The 16,042-nt window shown below is 65.8% G+C and carries 13 protein-coding genes and 1 tRNA gene; 9 read left to right on the top strand and 5 right to left on the bottom strand.

What is annotated here, in order from left to right:
* The first annotated feature begins 106 nt into the window (after positions 1-106).
* Positions 107-1,039, top strand: a complete 933-nt coding sequence (pheA, locus tag F8O09_RS07410; RefSeq protein WP_158030385.1) for a prephenate dehydratase — start codon at positions 107-109, stop codon at positions 1,037-1,039.
* Positions 1,036-1,950, top strand: coding sequence for a D-alanyl-D-alanine carboxypeptidase family protein (locus F8O09_RS10435; protein ID WP_158030386.1), 915 nt, complete (start codon positions 1,036-1,038; stop codon positions 1,948-1,950). Before pheA ends, F8O09_RS10435 begins: the two co-directional genes overlap by 4 nt.
* Positions 1,951-1,986: 36 nt before the next feature.
* Here F8O09_RS10435 and F8O09_RS07400 read toward each other — a convergent pair whose 3' ends face one another.
* Positions 1,987-2,982 (bottom strand): diacylglycerol/lipid kinase family protein, encoded by a 996-nt coding sequence (locus F8O09_RS07400; protein ID WP_158054644.1) that lies wholly within the window; start codon positions 2,980-2,982, stop codon positions 1,987-1,989.
* A gap of 80 nt (positions 2,983-3,062) precedes the next feature.
* On the opposite strand from F8O09_RS07400, the gene serS reads away from it, so the two are divergent.
* The 7 genes from serS (at position 3,063) to F8O09_RS07365 (ending at position 11,273) form a co-directional block, all read left to right on the top strand.
* A complete protein-coding gene (serS, locus tag F8O09_RS07395) occupies positions 3,063-4,331 on the top strand; it encodes a serine--tRNA ligase (protein ID WP_158054642.1) in 1,269 nt (422 codons plus the stop codon).
* Positions 4,332-4,398: 67 nt separating this feature from the next.
* Positions 4,399-5,358 carry an HAD hydrolase family protein gene (locus F8O09_RS07390; protein ID WP_158030389.1) on the top strand — a complete coding sequence of 320 codons (960 nt, stop codon included), beginning with the start codon at positions 4,399-4,401 and terminating at the stop codon, positions 5,356-5,358.
* 133 nt (positions 5,359-5,491) lie between these two features.
* Positions 5,492-5,579: transfer RNA gene (locus F8O09_RS07385), tRNA-Ser, on the top strand.
* Between the two features lie 27 nt (positions 5,580-5,606).
* The gene (locus F8O09_RS07380) at positions 5,607-6,611 is read left to right on the top strand and encodes a glycosyltransferase (RefSeq protein ID WP_158054640.1); all 1,005 of its coding nucleotides are present in this window, start codon (positions 5,607-5,609) and stop codon (positions 6,609-6,611) included.
* 372 nt (positions 6,612-6,983) lie between these two features.
* A complete protein-coding gene (locus F8O09_RS07375; protein ID WP_158054638.1) occupies positions 6,984-8,789 on the top strand; it encodes a helicase HerA-like domain-containing protein in 1,806 nt (601 codons plus the stop codon).
* A 118-nt stretch (positions 8,790-8,907) separates the two neighbouring features.
* Positions 8,908-9,627, top strand: coding sequence for a FadR/GntR family transcriptional regulator (locus tag F8O09_RS07370; RefSeq protein ID WP_158030392.1), 720 nt, complete (start codon positions 8,908-8,910; stop codon positions 9,625-9,627).
* The gene (locus F8O09_RS07365) at positions 9,624-11,273 is read left to right on the top strand and encodes an amino acid permease (protein WP_158054636.1); all 1,650 of its coding nucleotides are present in this window, start codon (positions 9,624-9,626) and stop codon (positions 11,271-11,273) included. The genes F8O09_RS07370 and F8O09_RS07365 overlap by 4 nt, the downstream gene beginning before the upstream one ends.
* A gap of 76 nt (positions 11,274-11,349) precedes the next feature.
* On the opposite strand, the gene F8O09_RS07360 is transcribed toward F8O09_RS07365, so the two are convergent.
* The 4 genes from F8O09_RS07360 to F8O09_RS07345 form a co-directional block, all read right to left on the bottom strand.
* Positions 11,350-12,162 (bottom strand): glycerophosphodiester phosphodiesterase, encoded by an 813-nt coding sequence (locus F8O09_RS07360; protein WP_158054634.1) that lies wholly within the window; start codon positions 12,160-12,162, stop codon positions 11,350-11,352.
* 238 nt (positions 12,163-12,400) lie between these two features.
* Positions 12,401-13,774, bottom strand: a complete 1,374-nt coding sequence (locus tag F8O09_RS07355; RefSeq protein ID WP_158030395.1) for an ABC transporter substrate-binding protein — start codon at positions 13,772-13,774, stop codon at positions 12,401-12,403.
* A 149-nt stretch (positions 13,775-13,923) separates the two neighbouring features.
* Positions 13,924-14,877: a carbohydrate ABC transporter permease gene (locus F8O09_RS07350; RefSeq protein WP_412973583.1), complete on the bottom strand. Its 954-nt coding sequence runs from the start codon at positions 14,875-14,877 to the stop codon at positions 13,924-13,926.
* Positions 14,877-15,836: a carbohydrate ABC transporter permease gene (locus tag F8O09_RS07345; RefSeq protein WP_192497637.1), complete on the bottom strand. Its 960-nt coding sequence runs from the start codon at positions 15,834-15,836 to the stop codon at positions 14,877-14,879. The genes F8O09_RS07350 and F8O09_RS07345 overlap by 1 nt, the downstream gene beginning before the upstream one ends.
* Positions 15,837-16,042: the final 206 nt, after the last annotated feature.

The raw sequence follows: 16,042 nt of genomic DNA, 5'->3' as shown, positions 1-16,042 counted from the left end.
AGACCTCGTAGACTGAGTTGCGCTGACGATCGGGCTGCTGCACAGCCGCCCGACGGCGCGATTCAGCCTCAGATGGGCTGAAGTCACAGGTGAAAGCGATGAGTGCATGACCGATTCCACGACGCAGGCCGTCTACAGCTACCTGGGCCCGGCGGGCACCTTCACCGAAGACGCACTGCGCCAGGTCGACCCCGAGCACCTGGGTCGGTGGCGGCCGGTGACCTCGGTGGTTCAGGCCATCGACGACGTCGCCACGGGCCGGTCGACCCACGCGGTGATCCCCATCGAGAACTCGATCGAGGGCGGCGTCAGCGCCACGCTCGACGCCCTGGCCACGATGCCGGGCGTGCGCATCCTCGGCGAACGCCTGGTGCCCATCACCTTCCATCTGCTGGCCCGACCAGGCACGACCCTGAGCGATGTGCGCCACCTCACCACGCATCCGATGTCGTACCCGCAGTGCCGCACCTGGCTGGCCGACCATCTGCCCGAACACGATTTTCTGCCGGCGCCGTCGAACGCCGCAGCCGCCGCGAGCGCGCTGCACGATCAGAACATCGACGCCGCCATCGCCGGAGAGCGGGTGCTCGACCACTATGATCTCGAGGTGCTCGCCCGTGACATCGGCGACAATCGCAACGCCGTGACCCGGTTCGTGCTGCTCGGCCCCGACCGCGGTCTGCCTGCACCGACCGGAGCAGACAAGACGAGCCTGATCGCCGAGCTGCCGGTCGACGAGGCCGGTGCGCTGCTGAGACTGCTCGAGCAGTTCAGCACCCGCGGCATCAACATGACTCGCATCGAGTCGCGGCCCATCGGAGACGAACTCGGCCGGTACCGGTTCAACATCGATCTCGAGGGGCACGCCCTCGACGCCCGAGTCGCCGAGGCACTGCGCGGTGTGCACCGTTTCAGCCCGAACGTCGTGTTCCTGGGCTCCTACCCACGAGCGACGCGCGAAGCCTGCGAGCCCATGCCGCATCAGACCAACGACGACTATGAAGACGCCGCCCAGTGGTACGAGGCGCTTCTGCAGTGATCGACCGACGCCTCCCCACTCCGCCCGGTCGTCGCGCCCAGCTGCGCCCGGGGCGACATCCGCACCAGATCGCCGAACATCGCCGTCAGCTGCGCATTCGTGTGGCGACCATCGCCATGACGCTGCTGGCCGTGCTGATGATCGCGCTGGTGCCGCTGCTCGAACGCGGCGAAGGCGACCCCGCCACCGAGGCCCAGAGCGACGAGGCCACCACCGAGCCGTCATCCGCGGCCGAGCCGCACGAGCAGATCGAGTGGTCTGACACATCGGCGCTCCCCCCGCTCGACACCGATCTCGACCTCACACAGCACTCCACCGACGATCCGTCCTCGATCTGGGTCGTGACGAACAAGGCGCGCCCGCTCTCTCCGATCGACTGGCAGCCTGACGATCTCGACACCGTCGACGTCTCAGTGAACCGTGACGGCGAGCGCATGCGTCACGACGCGGCTGCCGCGCTGCACGACATGGACGCCGCCGCACAGCGCGAGGTCGGCCAGGGCATCCAGATCATCAGCGGGTTCCGCAGCTATCAGCGTCAGCAGGCCCTCTACGGAACGTACGAACGACGCGACGGGCAGGCAGCCGCAGACCGCTACTCGTCGCGTCCCGGCCACAGCGAGCACCAGACGGGCCTGGCCTGCGACATCAACGAGACCCAGCCTCCGTGCGAGCTGTGCAACGAGTTCGCTCACACCGGGCTCGGCACCTGGCTGCAGCAGAACTCTTGGCGTTTCGGCTTTGTGCAGCGCTACGAGACCGGCCAGGAGCAGACCACCGGATACATGGAAGAGGCCTGGCACTACCGCTACGTCGGCGTGCCCCTGGCCAGCTGGATGCGACAGCACGACGTGCACACGCTCGAGAAGGTGTTCGGGCTGCCCGATGCGCCGGACTATCTCAGGCCCTGATGCGACGCAGCAGGAGTGGCCGCCTGCCGGCTCCGGTCAGTCGGCGAGCCCGGCAGGCACCTGCACCAACAGCGCCCCGCGTCTGATCCGCGCTTCGAGGCCGATCGCCTCGCCGAAGACGTCGCCGTCCAGCTCGCACGGCACCACCCGTTCGACGCTCACATCGATGGTCTTGCCCACCGTGTGCGAGAGCGTGGTGAGCCGGTGGGTTCCGCCGAGCTCGACCAGACGCTGGCCGGTGCGCGAGCGTGTCAGCTGATGCTCGACCACGATGCGCCGCCAGAGTCCGAACCAGTCGCTGAGCCTCCGCGGAGAGATCGCGAGCACGTCGAGCTCGCCGTCGTCGATCGAGGCGTCGGGCACCAAGAGCAGATTGCCGGGCAGCATGCCGCAGTTGCAGATCAGCACCGTGTGCGAGCGCGTGCGCATGTCGCGGCGCCGGTCGGCGGTGATGCGGGCGCGAAAGCGTTCGGCCCGGTTGACCGCGCGCAGCGCACCGGTCACGTACGCGACCCAGCCGAAGAGCCGCTTGCCGCGTGAGCTGGTGCTGACCATGATCTCGGCGTCGAGGCCGAGGCCGGCCATCACGACGAACGCCTTGGTCTCGATCTGGCCGTCGACACGGCGGATGCGGGCCTCGCCGACGTCGACGGCTCTCGGCTGGCCGGTGAAAGCGACTTCGATCGCGTCTTCGACGTTCGCGAGGCGAAGCTCGAGGTTGCGCGCGAGGACGTTGCCGGTGCCTGCGGGGATCAGCGCGACGGGTACGCCTGAATCGGCGACCTCTTCGGCCACCACACGCACAGTGCCGTCGCCGCCGGCGACGAGAATGAGCTGCACGGCCTGTTCGAGCGCAGCACGGGCCGCAGCGGCGCCCGAGTCGTCGGCCGAGGTCTCGAGCCAGAGCGTCGAGCCCCAGCCGTGGCGTTCGGCCTGACGCTCGACGATCGGATTCAGGCGCACGCGGTCGAGTTTCACCGGGTTGTAGACCACGGCGGCTCGACGACGTTTCGCGCCCGGGGATCTGACCATGCCCTCAATCGTAGCCGCGCATTCTGAATGCCTGCTGTGCCTGCCCTGCGTGTGCTGCGCGGGTGGTTTACGCTGGTGGGGTGATTGACGTCGAACTGCTGCGTACCAACCCAGATCTCTTCCGCGAGAGCCAGCGCGCCCGTGGAGGCGATGTCAGTGCTGTCGACCAGGCCCTTGAGGCCGACGCCTCGCGCCGGGTGTCGCTGACCGAGTTCGAGACGCTGCGCGCCCAGCAGAACGCCTTCGGCAAACAGGTCGCCAAGGCGCCGAAAGAGGAGAAGGCCGCTCTGGTGGCTCAGGTCAGAGAGCTGGCCGACCAGGTCAAGCAGGCCGAGGGGCGCGCACGCAAGGCCGAAGAGCAGTTCTCGGTCGCGGTGCGCGGCATCCAGAACCTCGTGCTCGAGGGGGTGCCCGAAGGCGGCGAAGACGACTTCACCGTCGAACGCGAAGTCGGCGAGCACCCTCAGTTCGACTTCGAGCCGAAAGACCACGTGGCGATCGGCGAGCACCTCGGGCTGTTCGATCTGGAGCGCGGCGCGAAAGTCTCCGGCGCACGCTTCTACTACCTCACCGGCTGGGGCGCTCGGCTGGAGCTCGCCCTGCTGAACCTCGCTCTCGACCAGGCGATCGAGAACGGCTTCACCCCGATGATCACGCCGACGATCGTGAACCCCGAGATCATGCAGGGCACCGGCTTCCTCGATCAGCACTCCGACGAGATCTACCACCTCGACGCAGACGACCAGTACCTCACCGGCACCAGCGAGGTCGCGCTGGCCGGGTATCACTCCGATGAGATCATCGACCTCACGGCCGGGCCGAAGCGCTACGCCGGCTGGTCGACCTGCTACCGACGCGAGGCCGGCTCGCATGGCAAAGACACCCGGGGCATCCTGCGTGTGCACCAGTTCAACAAGCTCGAGATGTTCGTCTACACGACGCCTGATCAAGCTCTCGCCGAGCATCAGCGACTGCTGAGCTGGGAGGAGCAGATGCTGCAGAAAGTCGAGCTGCCGTACCGAGTGATCAACACCGCCGCCGGCGATCTGGGCTCATCCGCCGCACAGAAGTTCGACACCGAAGCCTGGATCCCGACGCAGCACACCTACCGCGAGCTGACCAGCACATCGAACTGCACCACCTATCAGGCACGCCGCCTGGGCATCAGGTACCGCCCCGAAGAGGGCGGCAAGACCGCCCCGGTCGCCACCCTGAACGGCACTCTCGCGACCACGCGCTGGCTCGTGGCGATTCTCGAGAACCACCAGCAGGCCGACGGATCGGTGCGCGTACCGGCAGCACTGCGCCCGTACCTGGGCGGCATCGAGGCGATCACGCCGGGCGCCTGACGCCCCGCTCCGTTCGCCACAGTGTCACCGGCATGGGCTACTGTGCGGGTGAACGAAGAGGAGCAACATGGTTGGCAACGCACTGCCTTGGCACGCCCCGGGCAAGGGTTCGTTTCCCGAGACCGGCAGCATCCCGCTGCCGCCTGTGCATGATGAGGGCCGCTGGCTGATCGCACTCGACCTCGACGGCACCACGGTTGACGCAGACAACCGTGCCAGCTCCGCCGTACAGCGCGCGATCGACATGGCACAGGCCGCTGGCCACGTCGTGATGATCGCCACAGGGCGCCCCATTCAGGGCGTCACAGGCATTTACCGCGAACTGGGCCTCACCGCCGAATACAGCGTGTGCTCGAACGGTGCGCTCGTCTGCGGTATGCGCGAGCCGACAGGTCAGGCCGCGCAGGGCATCCGCACTCGCGCGGTCGACGACAGCGGCGTCGAGCCGCACGAAGAGTGCACCGGACACTGGCGTGTCGTCGACATGACGCTCTTCGACCCGGCACCGGTCATCGACGCCTTGGTTCCCTCGCTGCCCGACGCCCGATATGCCGTCGAAGACGCCGACCAGGGCTGGCGGTTCTTCCGCCCGTTCAACGCGGGCACCTTCAGCGCTCCCGCCGAGCTGGTGTCGCTCGACGACCTGCGCTCACACCCTGTGACACGCGTCGTCGTGTTCTCTCCGGCACATGACACCGCCGAGTTTCAGCGCATCGTCGAGGGCATCGGCCTGCACCAGGTGAGCTACTCGGTGGGCTGGTCGGCCTGGCTCGACATCGCCCCCTTCGGCGTGAACAAAGGCACGGCGCTCGAGAAGGTGCGGCGCCGGCTCGGCATCCCGCGCAACCGCGTCGCGGTCGTCGGCGACGGGCTCAACGACATCGAGATGATCACCTGGGCGGCAGAAGAGGGCATCGGTGCGGCCATGGGGCACGCACTGCCCGAGGTCAAAGCGATGGCCAACCGAGTCGTCGCCGATCTCGAAGGCGACGGTGTCGCCGATCTGATTCATTCGATCATCGGCTGACGGGCGCTCTCGTCACCACAGAGTCAGAAGACGCATCCACGCGGGGCCTGCCCTTGTCTTGTATGATGGTCTGGTTGTCTCTTGCTCTCGCATCCCGATCTCGACTGATCAGGCCGCGCGGCGAGAACGACATGGTGGGCTGTCCGAGCGGCCGAAGGAGCTTGTCTTGAAAACAAGTGAGGGGCAACTCTCCCTGGGTTCGAATCCCAGGCCCACCGCCATGAACTGTGAACGGGAGTCGGGTCGACGTGAGCGCTGAGTCGCAGCCGCAAGCCGAGGGCACTCCCGCGCCACGGCATCCGCTCGACGTCGCCATCGTCGTCGTCACGTACAAGCGCACCAAGCTGCTGCGCGTGCTGCTCGACAGCTTCACTGAACTCAAGACCGCGCCCTCATGGATCGTGATCGTCGACAACGCCTCGCACGACGACACCGGCGAGATCGTCGAGTCGTACCGGGAGCGCTTGGGCAAGCGCGCCGACGGCCGCGATCGCCTCGTCTACGCGCCCCAAGAAGAGAACACCGGCGGGGCCGGAGGCTTCAGCGCAGGTACGAAGATCGCCTACGACCTGGGCGCCGAGTGGCTGTGGCTGATGGACGACGACGTGGCCGTGCTGCCCGAGGCGATCGAGCGGCTGACCCCGTGGACCGACCGCTTCAAGGTCATTCAGGGCCGCCGGTACAACTACGACGGGTCGCCGTTCTACTGGCAGTTCGACTTCAACGTGCCGCTGGGCATTCCGAACCCAGTGGCCAAAGACGACTTCAGCGCCCAAGACTGGCTACCGATGAACACGGTCTGCTTCGAGGGCGGGCTCTTTCATCGCGACGTCGTGCGGCAGGTCGGGCTGCCCGATCCCCGCTTCTTCATCTACTGGGACGACACCGTCTATGGTTACCTGACCTCCAAGGTCACGACGCCGGCGCTGGTCAACACCTTCATTCTGCGGCGCACCCGCGAGATCAAACGGCTCGATCTCGGCACCCGCAAGCTCAACGGCACCAGCGACATGGTGCGCTTTCACATCATGCGCAACCGCGGCTACATGGCGCGGTACTTTCGCCTGCACGGCGACTACAACCGGTTCGTCTTCGGCTTCGGCACGCTGCTGACGCTCGCGAAAGAGGTCATCCGCATCGTCACGGTCGATCATTCGTTCAAGTCGGGGCTGTCGGCGCTGTTCAGGGGGATGCGCGGGGCGCGAAAGATCTACCGCGATCGCTCCTGGAAACCGATGCCGCCGCTGGACTAGGGCCTGGCTCTGCAGCACTTTTTGTGGGTAAAGCGCACGTTCGCCACAAAAACTGCTACACGGTCGCACGGTCGCGGCTACTGACCGGCCACGGCACGGTTACCGCACGACTGCGGCAACGCGACGCAGCTCCCCTCACAGTCTGCAGCAGACACACCATTTTCCCGCATCACTTGCCGCCTCCAGCAGCTTCGGCGCCGCGTCCACCACCACCGTTTGCTCGACATGCACCGCATTCGCTCCACATCTCCCGATTTGTGCCAATCCGTGGCGGCGAAGTGCAATCCGTGACGGCGGCTCCTCTGCCACTGGCCGCAGATGGCAAGAGTGTCTGCAGCGGCAACAGCTGAGCCCCAGCCGTAGACTTACTGCATGGCCGAGAAGAGCACGGAGCAGCCCGCAGGCGCTGCAGCACCAGAACCCGCACCCGCATCCACTGAGGAGGCAGCGCCGGTTCCAGCGCCTCAGCCCGATGCACCTCAGCCCGATGCTGAGCAGACCAACGCAGCACAGCCCGCGGCTCAGCCCAGCGCGACCACGGCATCCGGCCCGCTCTCGCAGCAGGCCGTCGACGCCGTCAGGGCCGGCTACACCTTCGAAGGCACGACGCTCGACATCGGGGCGCTCGTCAACGGCGAGCCCCTCAAAGACGTGCAGGTGCGCATCCCGCTCGGCATGCTGAACCGCCACGGCCTCATCGCAGGCGCCACCGGCACCGGCAAGACCAAGACCCTGCAGGGCCTGGCCGAGCAGATCGCCGCCAACGGCGTGCCCGTCTTCGCCGCAGACATCAAAGGCGATCTCTCCGGCCTCGCCGTCGCCGGCACCCCCAGTGACAAGCTCACCGCACGCACGCAGGGCATCGGCCAGGACTGGCACCCCGTCGCGACGCCCACAGAGTTCTTCTCACTGGGCGGCGTCGGCCAGGGCGTGCCACTGCGCGCGACGGTCGACGGCTTCGGCCCGACGCTGCTCGCCCGTGTGCTCGACCTCAACGAGACGCAGGAGTCGAGCCTGGGCCTCGTCTTCCACTACGCGAAGCAGAACGACCTGCCCCTGATCACCCTGGACGACCTGCGCACTCTGCTCAGCTGGCTCACCGGCGACGAAGGCAAGGCCGAGCTCAAGGGCATCGGCGGTCTCTCGCCGCAGACCGCCGGCGTGATCCTGCGCGAAATCGTGAACTTCGCCGGTCAGGGCGCAGACGTGTTCTTCGGCCAGCCCGCCGTCGAGGTCACCGACTTTCTGCGCACCGCCTCTGCGACCGGCGCAGACGGCGCGACGACCGAGTTCGGCGTGGTCAGCATGCTCGAAGTGCCCGGTGTGCAGGATCGCCCCGCGGTGTTCTCGACCTTCCTCATGTATCTGCTCACCGAGCTCTTCCGCGCGCTGCCCGAGGTCGGCGACCAGGACAAGCCCAAACTCGTGTTCTTCTTCGACGAGGCGCACCTGCTCTTCAAGGGAGCCTCGAAGAGCTTCGTCGAGACGATCACGCAGACCGTGCGCCTGATCCGTTCGAAGGGCGTCGGCATCTTCTTCGTCACACAGACACCGAAAGACGTGCCCGGCGACGTGCTGGGCCAGCTCGGCAGCCGCATCCAGCATGCCCTGCGCGCGCACACCCCCGACGACGCGAAGGCGCTCAAGGCCACCGTCTCGACCTACCCGACCAGCGAGTATCAGCTCGGCGAGGTGCTCACGCAGCTGGGCACCGGCGAGGCGATCGTGACCGTCATCAACGACAAGGGCGCGCCGACCCCGGTCGCCTGGACGCGTGTTCGCGCCCCGCAGGGCTCGATGGATCCGATGCCCGCAGACGCCATGTCCCAGGCCATCGCGTCCTCGCCGCTGCAGGCCAAGTACGGCACGCCTGCGCAGACCGAGGGCGCCGCCGCGAAGCTGCAGGGCCGCATCGACGCAGCCTCGCAGGCTGCGTCTGACGCGGCCGCCGCCAAGCAGGCCGATGCGGATGCCAAGGCCGCCGACCGAGCAGAGCGCGAGCGCCAGCGCGATGAGGCCGCCCGCGAGCGCGAGTCTCGGTCGACATCGCGCTCAGGCTCCCGAACCGCCAAAGAGCACGGTGTTGCCGACGTGATCGACGACGTGGTCAAGTCGCGCACGTTCCAGACCGTGGTGCGCGAGGTCATCCGCGGCATCTTCGGCGGCAAGAAGCGCTGACTCGCGCAACCGAGTCGGTCTGCCGGCGGCACCCCTTCTCCTGCGTGGTCTGGCCACGCAACCAAGTCGATGCACCTGTGTAACACCCGGGAAACGCAGACCTCTCAAGCTTGTTCTCATGAACCTGTCCGACAGCCAGACTGCAGGAGTGCCACCGGTCAACCGCCTCGGTGCCACCGAGTATGTTCGCCAGAACCTCGAACACGCCATCAGTGCCGGGGTGGTGAAGGTCGGCCAGCGCCTGCCCTCAGAAGCCGCACTCGCCGCACGGTTCGGCGTCAGCCGTTCGGTCGTGCGCGAAGCACTGCGCGTACTCGAGGTGCGCGGCACGACGGCCACGAGAGTCGGGGTCGGCACTTTCGTGATCGCGACCGAACCCGTCTCACAAGTCGACTTCGCCGGGTTCGGCGCGACTGACCTCGTCGAAGCCAGGCCGCACATCGAGATTCCGGCCGCCGGTCTCGCCGCCGTGCGCCGCTCTGAGCACGACCTCGAGCACCTGCAGGGGCTCATCGAGAGCATGCAGCGCACTGATGATCCCGACGAATGGGTCAGGCAGGACACCGAGCTGCATCTCGCGATCGCCGAGGCCTCGGGCAACCGCGTCTTCACCACGGTGCTGCGCAGCATCAAAGCGGCTCTAGCCCTGCAGTCCGGCCAGCTGAACGACGGCTCCAACCGCCGTCTTCCCTCTGAGCACGAGCATCGCAGCATCGTCGCCGCGATCGCCCAAGGGTCGATCACCGAGGCAGAAGACGCCATGCGCTTCCATCTCGATCAGGTCAAAGACGTCGTTCTCACAGAACGATCGAACACACACGAGGGAGAGAACCGATGACACAACAGCACTCGAAGCCCGACGGCCTCTCGCCAGACACGGGCATCGTCACCACCGCTGCATCCGAAGAGAACATCTTCATCGAAGAGGAGGCCGGCTTTCACAAGAGTCTCGGGGCACGCCAGCTCCAGATGATCGCGATCGGCGGCGCGATCGGCACGGGTCTCTTTCTCGGCGCCGGAGGCCGTCTCGCACAGGCCGGCCCGTCTCTGCTGATCATCTACGCCTTCTGCGGCGTGTTCGCCTACCTGATTCTGCGAGCGCTCGGCGAGTTGGTCGTTCACCGTCCCTCTTCGGGATCGTTCGTCTCGTACGCACGCGAGTTCTTCGGTGAGAAGGCGGCATTCGTCAGCGGGTGGATGTACTGGGTCAACTGGGCCACCACATCGATCGTCGACGTCACCGCGATCGCGATCTACGTCAAGTGGTTCGGTCAGTACTCGGCGTTCATCCAGTCGATTCCCCAGTGGACGATCGCCCTGCTGGCGCTCGTCATCGTGGTCGGCATGAACCTCATCTCGGTCAAAGTGTTCGGCGAGATGGAGTTCTGGTTCGCTCTGATCAAGGTCGGCGCGCTGGTCATCTTCCTGGTGCTCGGCGTCATCTTCGTGATCTTCGGCACACCGACCGGCGACCCGCGAGGCTTCACCCTGATCTTCGACAACGGCGGGATGTTCCCGAACGGCATCCTGCCCGCTCTGGTGATCATGCAGGGTGTCGTGTTCGCCTATGCGGGCATCGAGCTCGTCGGCACCACCTCGGGCGAGACGAAAGACGCCCGCAAGGTCATCCCGAAGGCGATCAACACCGTCATCGTGCGTATCGCCGTCTTCTACGTCGGTTCGGTGCTGCTGCTGGTGCTGCTGCTTCCCTACACCGCGTACAGTGCAGGCGAGAGCCCGTTCGTGACGTTCTTCAGCCACATCGGCATCGACGCGGCGGCGCCGATCATGGAGCTCGTGGTTCTCACGGCCGCACTGTCGTCGCTGAACGCGGGCATGTACTCCACCGGACGCATCCTGCACTCCATGTCGATGGCCGGCTCCGCGCCCAAGTTCGCGCAGAAGATCTCGCCTCAGGGCGTTCCCTACGGCGGCATTCTGCTCACCGCGATCGTGACTCTCATGGGCGTCGTGCTCAACATGTTCGTTCCCGAGCAGGCCTTCGAGATCGTGCTGAACCTCGCCTCGATCGGCATCATCTCAGGCTGGGCCACGATCACTCTCGCGCATCTGCGGTACTACCAGCTCGCGAAACAGGGTCTCTACCGACGTCCGAAGTTTCGTATGCCGGGTGCGCCATATACGAACTACGCCACGCTCGCGTTCCTGCTGCTGGTCATCGTGCTCATCGGCCTCGACTACCCGACCGGCACCTACACGCTGGCGTCGATGCTCATCGTGATCCCGCTTCTGGTGATCGGCTGGTACGCCTGCCGCTCCGAGGTCAAGCGCATCGCCACTGAGCGCATCGGCTTCACCGGCGCCTTCCCCGTGGTGGCCAGCCGGCCTATGGCCGACGAGCTCGCCGAGGCAGAGGGCGGCGAGGCTCCGGAGGTCACGATCGCCCGCGAGGTGCACGAGGCCAACATCGCCTCGGGCAACCCGAACCCGCTCGACAGCGACAACGACGGCGACAAGCACTGACTCGCTGGCGCCGGCTCGAGGCCAGCCACGGTCTCGAGCCGGCGCAGGCCGAAAGCTGTCGCTGCACGCGACCGTTTCAGCCGAGGTGCGAGCGAGCCTCGCGCGGACGATTCGTGATGATCGCATCCACGCCGGCCGCGGCCAGCGCATCCCAGTCGACAGGCTCGTCCGGCGTCCACACCGCCATCCGGGCGCCCAGTCGCTCGTGCACCGCCCGCACCAGGTCGGGTTCGGCAAGCGCACGCCTCCAGTGCGGGTTCACCGCAGAGACGCCCAGAAGTTCGGCGATCTCAAGCTCGGGATAGTGCACGGTCTCATCGATCAGCAGTCCGAGAGCGTAGTCGCCGGCGCGCAGCTGCAGCGAACGCACCGTCGTCGGGTCGAAGCTCTGCAGCACCAGACGCTCCCCCACTCCAGCCGCCTCGAAACTCGCGACCGTCGGCGTGATCTGCTGCGGCGACCACGCCCCCTTGTACTCGACCAGTACGTGGGCGGTCGGGTTGGCCGCGATCCACTCGGCCAACTCGGCGAGCGTGGGGATGCGCTGGCCGGCGAACGTCGCATCGAACCAGGTGCCGGCGTCCAGCGTGCGCAGCTCGGCCGAGGTGCGTGCCGAGACGGCTCCCTGCCCCGACGTCGTGCGATCGAGTTCGTCGTCGTGGATCACCACCACCTCGCCGTCAGCGGTGTGCTGCAGATCGAGCTCGATCCAGGCGGGCGCGCCCGGCCCCGATTCGCGTGCGGCAGCATCCACCGCCGCATCGAACGCCGCAAGCGTGTTCTCTGGCGCCTCGCTGCTCGCGCCGCGGTGCCCGATGATCGTCGGTGCCGCATGGCTCTCGGCTCGACCGCTGTCGAGGTGCTCACCCCACCTGATATGTCTTGTCATCTGTCTCCCAGCTCTCTCAGTCGTCTCGCGTGCCGCATCTCACGCAGTACCTCATCCAGCACCAGCACGCCGCACCGCACACAGCACCAACACCACCAGCCGGCGCCGTTCGGTCACGTGCAGCACGATTCCGTCAGACTCACCGTAGTGCTGACAAACCCATGCCCGCTCTGACCGAACGGTGCCATGCCGTTGAGACCAAGCACTCGTCAGCGCAGCCAGACGCTCATCGTGCTCGTCAGTTCTTCAGGTACGGCTTCACGTTCTCGTCATAGGCCTGCTGCAGCTGCGGTGTGATGGCCCCGAACGCCTCAGCGGCCGCGGTGTTGTTCACCATGATCTGCTCGATGCCGTCGGTGAGAATCTTGTCACCGCCGGGCACGAACACACGTGCCCAATCCTGCGAACGACTCTTCTGTGCCAGCTGGTCGATGGCCGTCTTGAACTGCGGCTTGGTCGACAGCAGCTGCTGCACCGAATCACTCTGAATGGCCGAGGTGCGCACGGGAATGTATCCGGTGCCTGCCGAGAAGAGCGCGGTGTTGTCCGGCTCCGTGATGAAGCTGAGGAACGTCGCCGCGGCGAGCTGGCGCTCGGGCGTGCTCTTCGCGGGGATGCCGATGCCGGTTCCGCCCGTCGGGCAGCCCCCGCCTTGGGGACCATCAGGCAGGAAGGCCGTGCCGACCTCGAAATTGGCGCTCTTGAGGATGCCGCCCAGCGAGCCCGTCGAGCTCAGGGTGCAGGGGAAGGCTCCCGCACCGAAGTCGGTGTCCTGCTCAGTCGCGATGGCCGCGAACTTCTGCTCGTGAATCAGCTTGCGCAGATACTCGCCAGCGGCCTCGGTCTCTGCGCTGGTGAGCTTGAGATCCCAGTCGTCAGAGTAGCGCCCGCCCTGACCCCACATCATGTTGCAGAACCACCAGGCGGCCCACGACGTCCCCTTGCCCAAGGCAAGCGCCTGGCCGCTCTTCGAGACGGCGTTGAGCTTCGGCGCCCACTCCTCGAATTCGTCCCAGGTGGCGGGCCCGCGATCGGGAAGGCCAGCCTGCTCCCAGGCGCTCTTGTTGTAGTAGAACAGGGGCGTCGAGCGCGCATACGGAAGCGCCCAAAGCTGGTCCTGGTACTTGTAGTCGCCCAAGAGCGTGGCGTTGTAGTCGTCGAGCTCGGTGCCCACCTGAGACAGCACACCGTCGAGCGGCAGCAGCTGGCCGTTGATGAAGTAGCGGAACCACCAGACGTCACTCGCGATCACCAGATCGGGAATGTTGTCGCCTGAGGATGCCGCCTGGAACTTCGCTGCGACCTCGTCGTAGTCTTTGCCGGCCGTCACCAGCTCCACCTGAATCTCGGGGTGCTTCTCGTTGAACTTGGCGATCAGCTGATTCTCGATGTCCTGAGACTTGCCCGGATGGTTGCTCCACCAGGTGATCTTGTCTGCAGGAGTGACTTTCGACCAGTCGGTCGTATCGGCCTGCGTGGTGCCTGCTGCCCCGACGGAGGGCCCGGAGCAGGCGGCCAGGCCGAGGCCTGCAGCACCGAGCAGACCGGCGGCGAGCACGCTGCGCCGACTCACCTGTCGGCTGGCGAAAGATGCGGGAATCGAGGGTTTCATTGGTAACTGCGCTCCTGTTCGAGAAGAGGTGTTGCGGGGGTCACATGGATGCCAGTGTTGGCGGGTCGATGAAGATCGGTAGTGAGAGGGTCAGCGGCGATGGCCGGCGTTCGACGCGCGTGGTCGTCTGTGGACATCGAGCGCCGCGGTCATCCTTTGACCGCGCCGGCAGTCAGCCCTGCGACCAGGCGCTTCTGCATGGCCAGGAAGACCGCCAGCACCGGCAGTGTGACGATCACCGTGGCGGCGAGGATCACACCCCAGTTGTTCGATCCGTCGACGTTCTGCAGCAGGGTGAGCCCGACCGGAAGGGTCATCATGTCGGGCTTGTCGATGATCAGCAGCGGCCAGAGGTACTCGTTCCACTCGGTGACGATCGACACCAGGGTCACTGCGACGATCGTCGGAGCAGACATCGGCACGACGAAGCCCCAGAGTCGACGCCAGTGGCCGGCACCGTCGACCTCAGCCGACTCGAGCACCGACTTGGGCAGCGTCATGAAGTGCTGCCTGAAGAGAAAGGTGCCAAACGCGCTGGCCAGGCCGGGCACGACGATGCCCTGGTAGGTGTTGACCCACCCCAACGAGGCCACCAAGGTGTAGTTCGGGATGATCGTGATCTGCTGCGGAACCATCAGTGCGGCGAGCACGATCACGAAGATCGTGCGCTTGAACGGAAACCGGATGAACACCAGTGCGTACGCGGTGGTCAGGCCCAAGAGCACCTTGAGACCCGATCCGAGAATCGTCACCAGCACGCTGTTCGCGAAGAGTCGCCCGATCGGCAGGGTGTCGGCGACCTCGGCGTAGTTGCCGAACTGCAGGCTGCTGGGCAGCCACTGCAGCGGAATCGTGAAGATCTCGTTCTGCTCTTTGAAGCTCGAGACCACCATCCAGATCAGCGGAAAGACCATGACGGCTGCGGCGACGATCATGACGAGGTACGAGCCAAGATCGAGATGGCCCAGAAGCCCGCCGCGCGGCCTGCCGCCACGCGATTCAGCGGCACGCGACTCGGAGGCACGCATCATGCTGGTCTGCACCGCTTCGGCGTCGAGAAGCTCGGCGCCCGAACGTGGCTCGGTGATCGTGGGAGTGCTCATCAGAAGTTCACCTTTCGCTCCATGACCACAAGCTGGATGATCGTGATCACGAGCAGAATGAAGAAGAGGACGGTTGCGACGGCAGAGGCGAATCCGGCCCGACCGTTCACGAATCCCTCTTGGTAGATCTGGTACATGAGGGTCGTGGTCGAGCCGACCGGCCCACCGCGTGTCATCGCCTGGATCAGATCGAACGACTGCAGCGAGCTGAGCAGCGTGGTGATGCTCAAGAAGAACGTCGTCGAGCCGAGCAGGGGGATCACCACACGCCGCGTCGTCTGCCTCCGAGTGGCGCCGTCGAGAGCGGCAGCTTCGAAGACCTCGTGCGGAATCGCCTGGAGTCCCGCGAGATAGATCAGAGCGACATAGCCGACGTTCTTCCAGATGTAGACGGTCATCAGCATGACCAGGGGCCATGGCGACGAGTTGTACCAGTCTGGCGACGGCATCCCGATGGCGCCCAGCACCGAGGCCAGCACCCCGTACCGGGGGTCGAAGATGAAGAGCCACAGCAGGCCGACGGCCACGCCGCTCAACACGTACGGAGCGAAGCTGACGGTTCGCACGATGGTGTGCCCGCGAAGTTTGCGGTTGAGAACGAGTGCAAGGCCGAGTCCCAGCACCATGCCGCCGACGACGGTCACGAGAGTGAAGACCGTCGTGTTCAGCATGATCTGTCCGGTCGAAGGTGCGGTGAACCAGTTGACGTAGTTCTGCAGCCCGACGAACTGCGCGACCTCCGATCCGACATTCCACTGCAGCAACGAGTAACTGAAGCTCTGCAGCAGGGGACGGTAGACGAAGAGTGCCAGCAGAGCCACGTTCGGCCCGGCCAGCAGCAGAAAGAACCCGATGTCCCTCCACTTGTACCGACGGCGCCCACGCGGGCTCACCGAGCGCTGAACACTGACCGGTCGATCAGACGACTTGCCGGCGACGCGCTCTGAGACAGAGGTCACACTCAATGAAGGCTCCTGGAGTTCGAGGCGCTCTCACCTCGTGCAGAGCGCCGACACCGAGTCAGCTTAGGAAGCCGGACTCGCGCCTCAGCCCACTTTCAGCAGTCGGTCAGACAGAGTTCACTCTCGTTCACCGAGCATTAACGAAGGTTCATCACCGGTTCATCGGCTGCTTGAATGCGGCCACTATCTTCGTGCTCAGCGTG

The organism is Pseudoclavibacter sp. CFCC 11306, assembly GCF_008831235.1.
GTDB lineage: Bacteria > Actinomycetota > Actinomycetes > Actinomycetales > Microbacteriaceae > Pseudoclavibacter_A.
This window is presented reverse-complemented; position numbering and strand designations above follow the sequence as displayed.

What these genes read in the sequence shown, in the direction of transcription:
- pheA (WP_158030385.1), top strand. Translation starts at nt 107, where the DNA reads ATGACCGATTCCACGACGCAGGCCGTCTACAGCTACCTGGGCCCGGCG.
- F8O09_RS07400 (WP_158054644.1), bottom strand. Translation starts at nt 2,982, where the DNA reads ATGGTCAGATCCCCGGGCGCGAAACGTCGTCGAGCCGCCGTGGTCTAC.
- F8O09_RS07390 (WP_158030389.1), top strand. Translation starts at nt 4,399, where the DNA reads ATGGTTGGCAACGCACTGCCTTGGCACGCCCCGGGCAAGGGTTCGTTT.
- F8O09_RS07375 (WP_158054638.1), top strand. Translation starts at nt 6,984, where the DNA reads ATGGCCGAGAAGAGCACGGAGCAGCCCGCAGGCGCTGCAGCACCAGAA.
- F8O09_RS07370 (WP_158030392.1), top strand. Translation starts at nt 8,908, where the DNA reads ATGAACCTGTCCGACAGCCAGACTGCAGGAGTGCCACCGGTCAACCGC.
- F8O09_RS07365 (WP_158054636.1), top strand. Translation starts at nt 9,624, where the DNA reads ATGACACAACAGCACTCGAAGCCCGACGGCCTCTCGCCAGACACGGGC.
- F8O09_RS07360 (WP_158054634.1), bottom strand. Translation starts at nt 12,162, where the DNA reads ATGACAAGACATATCAGGTGGGGTGAGCACCTCGACAGCGGTCGAGCC.
- F8O09_RS07355 (WP_158030395.1), bottom strand. Translation starts at nt 13,774, where the DNA reads ATGAAACCCTCGATTCCCGCATCTTTCGCCAGCCGACAGGTGAGTCGG.
- F8O09_RS07350 (WP_412973583.1), bottom strand. Translation starts at nt 14,877, where the DNA reads ATGAGCACTCCCACGATCACCGAGCCACGTTCGGGCGCCGAGCTTCTC.